Here is a 7,680-nt window from a genome sequence, read left to right as displayed (position 1 = left end):
TCTTGGAATCTTTTATTAAAAACTTAGTGTAACTTTCCGCCAGTGGACGGCGGACAAGTGTGTAAACTTTGAGAGACTTAGTGAACCTTCTTTTTTTTGTTTCACAAAGTATCAGACGTAACTATGAATGAAAATGAAATAAGTAAAATAATACTTGACTGTGCCTTCAATGTCCATACTGCTTTGGGACCTGGTTTACTTGAAAGCGCTTACAGGGAATGTTTAGCTTATGAAATTAATAAGTTGGGATTAAGAGTGGAGAAAGAAAAGCCTTTACCATTGGTTTATGAAGAAGTAAAATTAGAGTGTGGGTATAGAATTGATCTTCTGGTTGAAAACAAGGTTGTAATTGAACTAAAGGTTGTTGAAGCATTTAATGATGTCCATATTGCACAGATATTAACTTATATGAAGTTGTCAGGATGCAAACTTGGATTGTTACTTAATTTTTATACAAAATCTTTGAAAGATGGAATAAAACGTTTAATACTTTGAGCTACTTTCCACCAGTGGACGGCGGACAAGAGTGAAAACTTTGTGAGACTTAGTGAACCTTGTTTTAGTTTCACAAAGTACCTCAAAGTATCGCACAAGGTTACACAACGAAAATCATGGCGATAGTAAAGAAGTATAGAGCAATGGTTGAAAAAATAATAAATCCTTTACCGGATATTTTTATTGTTACTTTTTCCTCTGAAAAGAAGTTTATTTATAATCCGGGACAGTTTTTACACTTAGCTTTAGATAACTATGATGGTGTTGGGCAATGGCCGGAATCAAGATGTTTTTCGATGCAGAGCAACCCAAACGAGCCACAAATAAAAATTACATTTGCTGTTAAAGGAAAATTTACGAATAGGATGAAAAACGAATTACACGAAGGAAAAGAAGTATGGTTAAAACTACCTTATGGGGATATTTTTCAGAGAGGGCATGATAAAACTAATTGTGTATTTATAGCTGGTGGGACCGGTGTAACGCCTTTTCTTTCTCTTTTTAATGATAGATCATTTAATGAATATATTAATCCAAGAATATATTTAGGTTTTCGAACTAAGAAGTATAATATTTATGGAAAAGAATTACACAGAGTTCCACTGAGCATGCACAGAGAACCACAGGGTGAACTTTCTAACAATGTAACTAAAATATTTTATGAAGATACCGATGGAATACTTGATATTAACAAAATATATAATGAATGCGGTAATGAAGCTACTTATTTTATCTCTGGGCCGCCAATGATGATGAAATCATTTAAGAAATATCTTATGGAAAAAAATGTTTCTGAAAGTAGGGTGATAACCGATGACTGGGAATAAACAGAAATACAATCCTCTATTAGAGGATGATTTGAAGTCTATCTGGGAAAATCTTAAAGATATTCTTAATGAAATTAAAGGGAAAACATTTTTTATTACAGGGGGAACAGGATTTTTTGGCAAATGGTTTTTGGAAACTTTTTCTTATTGTAATTCATTACTTGATCTCAACTGCAATATTATTGTACTTTCTAGAGTACCGGCAAAGTTCCTCGATGAGTTTCCTTACTTTAATCAAGATAAAATAAAATTTTATGAAGGCGATATAGTAAATTATCATTTCCCAAATGAAGATATTGATTATATAATTCATGGAGCTACATCTGCAAGCGTTGAATTAAATAGTAATGATCCTTTAATGATGCTGGATACGATTATTAATGGAACAAGAAGAACTCTAGAATTAGCGAAAGATAAAAAGGTAAAATCGTTATTATATATTAGCTCCGGTGCTGTTTATGGGAAGTTTTATTCTGATATGTTAAAAGTATCGGAAGACTACAAATGTAGTCCTGATTGTACTGAACCTTTATCTGCCTATGGAGAAGGCAAACGCGTAGGCGAGCTTTTATGCTCAATTTATTTTAAACATTTTGGAGTACCGGCTAAAATTGCACGTTGCTTTGCCTTTGTAGGACCATATCTGCCGCTAGACAAACATTTTGCAGTTGGAAATTTTATTCTGAATGCTTTGAAAAATGAGAATATAATAGTTAAAGGAGATGGGATGCCATTGAGGTCGTATTTGTATCCTACCGATTTGGTGACATGGTTAATAAGAATATTGATAAGAGGGAAAAATAATTATCCATATAATGTTGGCTCATCTAAAGAAATCTCGATTGGTAGATTGGCAATGGAAATTTCTTTGATTACCTCTGGCATATTAGGGGTAAAAATCTTAATCAAATCCCCAAAAGTAAAATTAGCTGAAAGCTATGTGCCAATTGTAAAAAAGATTGAAACAGAACTAGGTGTTCAGCAAGAGGTAAATCTTCAAAGTGCACTTAAAAAAACAATTAATTTCCATTTAAAATTACTCCATAATTAAGTTTCTTAGAATGATAAAATTAAGTGATTACGTAGCAAATTTTTTAGCTGAGAACAATATCAAACATGTCTTCATGGTTACTGGAGGAGGTGCTATGCACCTCAATAACTCAATAGGTAAACATAAAGATATAGAAGTTATATTTTGTCACCATGAGCAAGCTTGTGCTATGGCAGCGGAAAGCTACGCTAGATTGACTGGCAAAATTGCTGCGGTCTGTGTTACTACTGGACCTGGAGGCATAAATGCGCTAAATGGAGTGTTTGGTGCATGGACTGATTCTATTCCAATGTTTGTTATTTCAGGACAAGTTAGATATGATACAACAGTTGCGAGCATGAATTTAAATTTAAGACAGCTAGGTGATCAAGAGTTTGCAAAGATAATTAATGTTGCTTCTACAATGACAAAATATGCAGTTTCTGTGACAAATCAAGATGAAATAAAATATCATTTAGAAAAAGGTTTCTATATTGCAAATAATGGGAGGAAAGGACCAATTTGGATTGATATACCAATGAATGTACAAGGGGCAATGATTAATGAAAAGAAATTAAAAGGATTTAGAAAGACTAAGAGTGAAAGTTATATTTCACCAAAACTAAATAATGAACTATTAGTTAAAATAATAGAGAAAATAAATAATTCTCAAAGACCGGTATTATTAGTAGGCAATGGGATTAGGTATTCAGGAACACAAAAGGAATTGTTGACATTTATTTCTAAAGTTAGAATTCCAGTTGTGACAGCATGGAATGCACACGATTTAATTGAAGATACAAATCCGTTCTATATAGGAAGACCAGGGACAGTAGGGGATCGAGCTGGGAATTTTGCTGTCCAAAATGCTGATTTATTAATAGTATTAGGTAGTAGATTAAACATTAGACAGATTGGGTATAATTATAAAACATTTGCCCGTGTAGCTTTGAAAATAATTGTTGATATAGATGAAGCTGAATTAAATAAACCAACCATAAAAGCTGATATACCTATCTGTGCTGACGTAAATGATTTTTTGATAGGAATGAATAATAATATTGGATCAAAGTTGAAGATAAAGAAAGAATGGTTAGAATGGTGTCTGGATAAAAGAAAAAGGTATCCAGTTGTATTGCCTGATTACTGGAAAAAGGAAGCTCCAATTAATCCATATTGTTTCGTCCAAAAGTTATTTGATATTTTAACAGAGGATCAAATTATTGTTTGTGGTGATGGCACTGCGTGTGTTACAACTTTTCAAGCAGCAATAATTAAGAAAGGACAAAGATTATATACTAATTCAGGTTGTGCTTCAATGGGTTATGATTTACCAGCTGCAATTGGTTCATGTATTGGCTCAAACAAAAAAAAGATAATTTGCATTACTGGTGATGGCAGCATTATGATGAATTTACAAGAACTAGGCACCATCTCCTATCTTAATTTACCTATAAAAATATTTCTACTTAATAATAATGGATATCATTCAATACGACAAACCCAAGTGAATTTTTTTGGTAAACCATTAATAGGAGTTGGACCTGAAAGTGGTTTAGGATTTCCAAAGTTTCAAAAAGTTTGTAAAGCTTTTGAAATACGGTACTTAAAATGTGAAATGCATAGTCACCTACCAGAGATGATACAAGAAAGCCTAAGAGATAATAAACCAACCTTATTAGAAATATTTCTTGATCTTAAACAACAATTTGCCCCAAAACAATCTTCTTTTAGAAAAAAGGATGGTCAATTGGTGTCGAGACCACTAGAAGATTTAGCTCCCTTTTTATCACGCGATGAACTACTACAAAATATGATAATTTCAACAATTTTTGAATAGGACTATTATGAGGGCGTTGGTTACCGGAGGTAGTAGAGGTATTGGTAAAGCTATTATAAAGAGATTTGAAAAAGAATCGATAGAGGTTTTTAATCCTACTAGAAAGGAATTGGACCTTAATAATTATGATTCTATAGAAGAATTTACTAGTAGATTTAATACGCAAATAGATATATTAATTAATAATGCTGGTATTAATGAAATTGATAAATTCGAAAATCTTACGGATGTTCAAATTGCATCTATATTAAATGTAAATCTCATTTCTATTATAAAATTGACAAGAAACCTTTTACCATTACTCCAACAGAGCAACTATCCAAGGATTGTGAACATTAGTTCTATTTGGGGTACTGTTTCCAAGGAGGGACGATCTATTTATTCTGTCAGCAAAGCTGGATTAAATGCCTTGACTCGTTCATTAGCAATTGAATTCGCCAGAATTCCAATACTTATTAATTCTGTTGCCCCAGGTTATGTTGACACAGAATTGACTAAAGCAAATAATACAAAAGAACAGTTACGACGAATAAAAAAGCTTATTCCTTTAGGACGACTAGCCGAACCGAACGAAATATCTGAGTTGGTTTATTTCCTATCTTCTCCCAAAAACACTTATATAACTGGGCAAGTAATATTTATAGATGGAGGTTATACATGTTTATAGAGGTTAACTCAAGAATAAAAAATTATAAAATTTATTTCCATACTGAAATAAATTTCATACACGATTTTGTAAAATTGCAAAACAGTATTGTTGTAATTGATAGAATAGTTTACAAATTATATTTCGAGGGAAAATACCCAATAAAGAGCAATGACAATTTTATATTATTCGAGTCTGATGAAAATCTTAAAAATTTGGATTCAGTATTACAGTTATATGATTTTGTTATTAACTATGCAGCAAAAAAAAATCTTACGATTGTCTCCATTGGTGGTGGTATTTTGCAAGATATAACGGGATTTTTTGCATCAACTATCTATCGAGGAATAAAATGGATATTTATTCCAACAACATTACTTGCTCAATCGGATAGTTGTATGGGAAGTAAAACATCTCTAAACTATAGTAACTATAAGAATTTAATAGGTACTTTTTATCCACCAGATGAAATACATATCTCAACTTGCTTCTTAAAAACATTAAAAGATCTAGATTTTTATAGTGGATTGGGTGAAGTTGTTAAATTACACATTATGGGTGGGATGGAGTACGAAGATAAAATAAGAAGTCAAATCAATGAGATTTTAAAACGAAATGATACTATTTTAATAGATTTTGTAATTAACTCATTAAAAATTAAATGGTCATATATCAAGGATGATGAATTTGATTCAGGACGCAGAAATTTATTAAACTTTGGGCACTGTTTTGGACATGCTTTGGAATCTTCTTCAAATTTTTTTATTCCACACGGGCAAGCCGTTTTGATAGGAATGATACTTGCGAATATTATTTCCCTCAGTAGAAATAAATTAAGCAGAGAAAGATTTAATGAATTACTCGACCTAATAAGTACTGCTTTGTTAGTTGATGTAAAAAAAGAATATTTAAATACAGATATTGTAATATCTGCTATGAAAAAAGATAAGAAACGGACAGGAAATTTACTAAGTGTGATATTGCTCGATGAAAGTAATATATTATCAAAGGTTGATGATGTCAGTGATGAAGAGGCAGAATATTCACTTAGTTCATTATCAAAATTTATTAAAGGTGTAAAATAATGGATCGTCGAATTTTTGAAAATCTCTTTGTCCTTGAAATGACAAATAATCATTTGGGTAGTTTAGAGCGAGGACTTGAAATCATCCGACAATTTTCTAGAATTGTCAGATTTAACAACGTAAAAGCAGCAATCAAATTGCAGTTTCGTGATGTTGATAATTTTGTACATAAAGATTTTCGGGATAGGACAGACATACGTTATATTAGACGAACTATTGATACAAAATTAACTGATGAGAAGTATAAAGTATTAGTTGATGCTATAAAAGCAGGGGGATGTATCCCGATGTCTACTCCATTTGATGAACGGTCAGTTGATTTATGCACTAGGTTGGATTTGCCGATTATTAAAGTTGCTAGTTCTGATTCGAATGATTGGATATTATTAGAAAAAATTGCAAAAGTTAAAAGACCAGTTATAGTTTCTGTAGCTGGATTAAGTATAAAAGATACAGATGACTTAGTTAACTTCTTTAATAGAAGATACATTCCACTAGCATTAAATCATTGTGTAGCTGCATATCCTACTAACGATTCTGAAATGGAATTAAACCAACTTGATTTTTTACAATCCAGGTATCCTAATAATATAATTGGTTTATCATCACATGACAGTAATGATAATGATGGCTACTTAGTAAGTATGTATATCGCCGTAGCTAAAGGCATTCGTTTTTTTGAAAGACATATTGACATAAATACAGACGGTAAATTAATATCACAATACTCTTTTTTACCAGAGCAAATTGACAAGTGGTTTAAGGCATTTAAGAGAGCTGATGTTATTTGTGGTAGTTATAGCCAAAGTAAAAAACCTCCTCTACAAAAAGAGGCACAATTTCTAGATAATTACATTCGAGGTGTGTATGCAAAGAGGGACCTCCCAGCTGAACACATATTAACTAATGAGAGTTACGGGAATGACATTTATCTTGCTATTCCGCTTCAAAAAGGTCAAATATCTTGTAGAGAGTTGATGAACGGTGAAAAAATATTAAGGGATCTTAAGAAAGACGAACCTATTAAAATTGATGATGTTGATAGTCCATATGCAGAAAATGATGAACTTAAAAAAATCATTTATAATCGTGGTTTGTAAATATAGTTTGATGTACCAAAAAAAAATTCATAAAATTATTGAAAAAGAGGTATATATAATAGAAAAGATTCTCAATAAGTTGGGAATAGACAGTGCGATACGCTACTTTTTAATAGGAAAAATGTTTTCTTTCATTTCTGTACCATTAACAATCTTTTTAATAACAACTTTTTTTACTCCTGACATACAAGGATATTATTATACAATAAATAGCTTGTTGTCACTATCAATTTTTTTTGAGTTGGGGTTAGGTGTTATTATAACTCAATTTGCTAGTCACGAATTTGCAAGTTTAAATTGGAATAATAATAAATTAGAAGGGAAAGAAAGCTCGTTAATGCGTTTAATTTCATTGACTAGGAAATCTCTCAAATGGTATTCAATTATATGTAGCTTGTTTATTTTAATTGGAATACCAGGGGGTGCATTTTTCTTAAATTCTAAACAAAGTAATAATGATTTGAATTTTGTTTTGCCGTGGATAATGACCGTTATTTTTTTTTCACTTGGTACAGCAATTATACCAATTACATCGATTTTGGAAGGTTGTGGAAATGTAGCGCAAGTACAGAAATTAAGAGTATTACAAGCTTTTGGGCGTAATATATTTTTGTGGGCAGCAATTTTAGTTGGATTAAAATTAATTGTTGTGTCAAT

8 protein-coding genes are annotated in these 7,680 nt (G+C 31.5%); all 8 read left to right on the top strand.

Annotation, left to right across the window (positions count from 1 at the left end):
• Nucleotides 1–123: 123 nt before the first annotated feature.
• Nucleotides 124–495: a GxxExxY protein gene (locus AB1349_11855; GenBank protein ID MEW6558025.1), complete on the top strand. Its 372-nt coding sequence runs from the start codon at nt 124–126 to the stop codon at nt 493–495.
• 116 nt (nt 496–611) lie between these two features.
• Nucleotides 612–1,322: an FAD-dependent oxidoreductase gene (locus AB1349_11850; GenBank protein ID MEW6558024.1), complete on the top strand. Its 711-nt coding sequence runs from the start codon at nt 612–614 to the stop codon at nt 1,320–1,322.
• Nucleotides 1,309–2,373 carry an NAD-dependent epimerase/dehydratase family protein gene (locus AB1349_11845; GenBank protein MEW6558023.1) on the top strand — a complete coding sequence of 355 codons (1,065 nt, stop codon included), beginning with the start codon at nt 1,309–1,311 and terminating at the stop codon, nt 2,371–2,373. Before AB1349_11850 ends, AB1349_11845 begins: the two co-directional genes overlap by 14 nt.
• Nucleotides 2,374–2,383: 10 nt before the next feature.
• Nucleotides 2,384–4,192, top strand: a complete 1,809-nt coding sequence (locus AB1349_11840; GenBank protein ID MEW6558022.1) for a thiamine pyrophosphate-binding protein — start codon at nt 2,384–2,386, stop codon at nt 4,190–4,192.
• Between the two features lie 7 nt (nt 4,193–4,199).
• Nucleotides 4,200–4,859 (top strand): SDR family oxidoreductase, encoded by a 660-nt coding sequence (locus AB1349_11835; protein MEW6558021.1) that lies wholly within the window; start codon nt 4,200–4,202, stop codon nt 4,857–4,859.
• Entirely contained in the window at nt 4,850–5,923 is a 1,074-nt protein-coding gene (locus AB1349_11830; GenBank protein ID MEW6558020.1) for an AroB-related putative sugar phosphate phospholyase (cyclizing), read from the top strand. Before AB1349_11835 ends, AB1349_11830 begins: the two co-directional genes overlap by 10 nt.
• Nucleotides 5,923–7,023, top strand: coding sequence for an N-acetylneuraminate synthase family protein (locus tag AB1349_11825; GenBank protein ID MEW6558019.1), 1,101 nt, complete (start codon nt 5,923–5,925; stop codon nt 7,021–7,023). Before AB1349_11830 ends, AB1349_11825 begins: the two co-directional genes overlap by 1 nt.
• Nucleotides 6,983–7,680 (top strand): hypothetical protein (locus tag AB1349_11820; protein ID MEW6558018.1); only part of this gene is annotated, 698 nt, incomplete at its 3' end. The genes AB1349_11825 and AB1349_11820, both read left to right, overlap by 41 nt.

The sequence above is a fragment of the Elusimicrobiota bacterium genome (genome assembly GCA_040757695.1).
GTDB lineage: Bacteria > Elusimicrobiota > UBA8919 > UBA8919 > UBA8919 > JBFLWK01.
This window is presented reverse-complemented; position numbering and strand designations above follow the sequence as displayed.

Excerpts from the sequence above, each read along its gene's own strand:
- AB1349_11855 (MEW6558025.1), top strand. The coding sequence starts at position 124 with ATGAATGAAAATGAAATAAGTAAAATAATACTTGACTGTGCCTTCAAT.
- AB1349_11850 (MEW6558024.1), top strand. The coding sequence starts at position 612 with ATGGCGATAGTAAAGAAGTATAGAGCAATGGTTGAAAAAATAATAAAT.
- AB1349_11845 (MEW6558023.1), top strand. The coding sequence starts at position 1,309 with ATGACTGGGAATAAACAGAAATACAATCCTCTATTAGAGGATGATTTG.
- AB1349_11840 (MEW6558022.1), top strand. The coding sequence starts at position 2,384 with ATGATAAAATTAAGTGATTACGTAGCAAATTTTTTAGCTGAGAACAAT.
- AB1349_11835 (MEW6558021.1), top strand. The coding sequence starts at position 4,200 with ATGAGGGCGTTGGTTACCGGAGGTAGTAGAGGTATTGGTAAAGCTATT.
- AB1349_11830 (MEW6558020.1), top strand. The coding sequence starts at position 4,850 with ATGTTTATAGAGGTTAACTCAAGAATAAAAAATTATAAAATTTATTTC.
- AB1349_11825 (MEW6558019.1), top strand. The coding sequence starts at position 5,923 with ATGGATCGTCGAATTTTTGAAAATCTCTTTGTCCTTGAAATGACAAAT.